Below are 3,712 nucleotides of genomic sequence, written 5' to 3'. Positions count from 1 at the left end.
CGTTAAGACGTTGAGAGTTGTGAAACGATAATTTTTAACTTTTTATAATAAAATTGAAAGGGGCAATATTTAATTATTGCCCCTTTTTTTTGTTTAGCCTTTTTTTGAATATTAAAATAACAAAAAACGATATAAAAAGAGAAAAAAGGACACCTAAAAAATATTCCTTCCTGAAATATTACTTTTAAAAGGATTTAATGGTTTATTAACGCTTTTGTTATGGACTTTGTTGCTAATGTTTATCTTTGGAAAATATAAATAAATGCTGCATTTATTTATTCTAGACTTTCTTAAACAAAACAGGCACTATAAAATAAAGGTGCAGATATTGTTTTTCCTTTCTTTTCCGAACGATAGTCCTAAAAAAAGCTATGGTATAATAAACGGGCTAGCCGAAAACCGTAAAGTGTAGGCAAAATTTTATTATGTAATTATGAAAAAGTATTACTTTTTATTGACGCTATTTTTTACAGTATTAGTATCAGCGCAACCTGTAATCACCACCTTTTCACCAGCAACTGGTGCCATTGGCAGCAGTGTAATTATTACTGGTACAGGTTTTAATACTACTGCAGCCCAAAACATTGTTTTTTTTGGCGCTACAAGAGCTACTGTAACTTCAGCTAGTAGTACTAGTTTGACTGTTATGGTTCCATTAGGAGCTACCTATAAAAATATATCAGTTACCAATTTAGCAGTTAATTTAACAGGGTATTCTTTAAAACCATTTATAGTAACACTAGTTGGTAGTACTAAATTTGTACCCAAGGTTGATTTCGCTGTAGGCTCAAGTCCAAAATCAGTGAGTATAGGAGATGTAGACGGTGATGGTAAACCTGAAATTGTGGTAGCTGATAATGGCAGCAATACCGTATCGATTTTACTCAACATATCTTCCACAAGCGCAACAAGTTTTGCAACAAAGTTTGATTTACCATTTATAGGCTTTAATTTAAGTTCAGTATGTCTTGGCGATATAAATGGAGATGGTAAACTCGATCTGGCAGTGACTAATGGTGATTCTTATTATGGTTATGGAGTTTCAATATTTATCAATACATCTACTATAGGTATTGTGAGTTTTTCTGCTATAGGTAAATGGCCAACAGCCTCTTTCCCAAGTGATGTAAGTATTGGCGATATAAATGGTGATGGCAAACCTGATCTTGCTGTTGTAAGTGGGCTTAACAGCATTATATCTTTATTGCGTAACACGTCTACAGTAGGCGGAGTAAGTTTTGCAACCAAGGTAGATTTTGCAACAGGATCAGGACCAAATTCAGTGAGTATTGGTGATATCGATGGTAATGGAAAACCTGATCTGGCTACTGCTAATAGTAGTGGCAGCACTGTATCAGTTTTACGCAACACCTCTACCTTAAGCACAGTGAGCTTTGCTACTAAGGTTGATTTTACAACAGGGACAAACCCTACTTCAGTAAGTTTAGGAGACATAGATGGCGATGGTAAACCCGATTTGGCTCTGACTAATGTAAGCAGCAATACTGTATCTGTATTGCGTAACACCTCTGTATCGGGTACAGTGAGTTTTGCTGTCAAGGTTGATTTCGCAACAGGTTCTCTCCCAACATCAGTAACCATAGGCGATATAGATGGCGATGGCAAACCTGATTTGGCTGTGACTAATCAAGGCATCAACACTATATCCGTAATGCGCAATACCTCCATCTCAGGTACTGCAAGTTTTGCAGCTAATGTGGGTTATACAACAGGTTCAACCCCCAATTCAGTATCTATAGGAGATATAGATGGCGATGGCAAACCCGATTTGGCAGTGACTAATGCAGGCAACAATACGGTATCTATCATCGGTCAAGTTCCGCCTGTTACTGTTACGACTTTTTCACCAGCATCAGGTGCTATTGGCAGCAGCGTAACCATAACCGGTACAGGTTTTGACCCTACTTCAGCACAAAACATCGTTTACTTTGGTGCTACAAAAGCTACTGTAACTGCTGCCACCGCTACTAGTTTAACGGTAATGGTTCCTTTAGGAGCAACGTATCAAAATATATCTATTACGAATTTGGCGGTTAATTTAACGGGGTATTCTGCTAAGCCTTTTATAGTTACTCTTGATGGTAATATTGCCTTTGCAAATAAATTAGATTTTGCTGCTGGCACTAATTCCAAATCAGTAAGTATTGGTGATATCGATGGCGATGGTAAGGCTGATTTGGCGGTGACTAATCGTAATAGCGCAACAATATCTATTTATAGGAACACTTCAACATCTGGCACAGTTAGTTACGCTAATAAAGTTGATTTTGCAACAGGTGACCGTCCTAATAATGTGCGTATTGGAGATATAGATGGAGACGGTAAGTCTGATTTAGTTTTGGTTAATGACTCAAGTGATACGGTAACAGTATTAAGGAATACTTCTACTATTGGTCTCGTTAATTTTGCTGCAAAAAATGATTTTATAACAGGAGATAATCCAACATCGGTTTATATTGCTGATATAAATGGCGATGGTAAACCCGATTTAGCTGTTACAAATGGATTTAGTGACTCTGTATCGTTATTTCGAAACAATTCAACTTCTGGAATAGTTAATTTTGCTGTTAAAGTTGATTTTTCCGTAGGTGTAACTCCTAATTCTGTAGCCATTGGAGATATTGATAATGATGGTAAACCCGATTTGGCAATAGTTAATAGTAATAGTAGTACTATATCCATATTACGCAATACTTCTAGTATTGCTATTTTTAGTTTTGCTGTTAAAGTTGATTTTGTAACAGGGGCAACAGCTTTTTCTGTTGCCATGGGAGATATAGATGGAGATGGAAAACCCGATTTGGCTGTCAGAAATGGTGGTGGAGCGTCTATTTTAAGAAATACTTCAACAACAGGTATAATCAGTTTTGCTGCAAAAGTAGATTTTACAGCAAGTACAGCGTATGATTTATCTTTAGGAGATATAAATGGAGATGGCAAACCTGATTTGGCGGTTTTTAATTATAGTGTCAGTACCGTGTCGGTATTTCGTAATACTTCTACTTCGGGCACTGTTACCTTTGCAACTAAGGTCGATTTTCCTGTGAGTTCAGGCCCTTTTTCGGGGAGTATAGGAGATATAGATGGCGATGGAAAACCCGATATAGTTACGGTTAGCAGTTTCTATGTTTCGGTACTTAGGCAACTAGATTTGCCTCAAGGTAGTTTACTATCTAGTGGTGCTCTTTGTACCTCTGAAATTGGTCAATTAATTTTTCAAGCTACTTCAGGAACAGGTCCTTTTACCGTTGTGTATAATGACGGTACGGCAGACAGAACGGCTACGGGTGTTGTGAGTGGAACTCCATTCAGTGTGTTTACCAATCCCGTAACTAGTACTACTTCCTATACCCTTGTTTCTGTAAGTTATCCGAATAACGCTATACGTACCACTGGTTTTACAGGAGCATTGGCTACTATTACTGTTAACCCAAATACCACCCCAACAGTAACATTAACCAGCAGTGATGGTGATAACACTTTTGCTTATGGTACTCCAGTAACGTTTACTGCTACTGAAGCTAATATAGCAGGTGGTACGGTTAGTTATGATTTCAGAGTGAATGGTACTTCAGTACAAAATGGAGCTTCCAATACATATGCTGTTAGCAACTTAGCCAACGGCAATCAAGTGAGCGTAGTTATTACAGTAACTGGTGGTACGTGTTTAACCACGAGTACGGTTACTAGC

General features: G+C 37.6%; 1 protein-coding gene. It reads left to right on the top strand.

Translation table 11 applies throughout. From position 1 onward, the window contains the following. Window positions 1–433: 433 nt before the first annotated feature. Window positions 434–3,712: beta strand repeat-containing protein (locus tag ACSVH2_RS14045; protein WP_438093809.1), on the top strand; the 3,279-nt coding region annotated here is incomplete at its 3' end.

Origin of the sequence: Flavobacterium sp. RSB2_4_14 (genome assembly GCF_051547085.1) — a bacterium.
Taxonomy (GTDB): Bacteria; Bacteroidota; Bacteroidia; order Flavobacteriales; family Flavobacteriaceae; genus Flavobacterium.
This window is presented reverse-complemented; position numbering and strand designations above follow the sequence as displayed.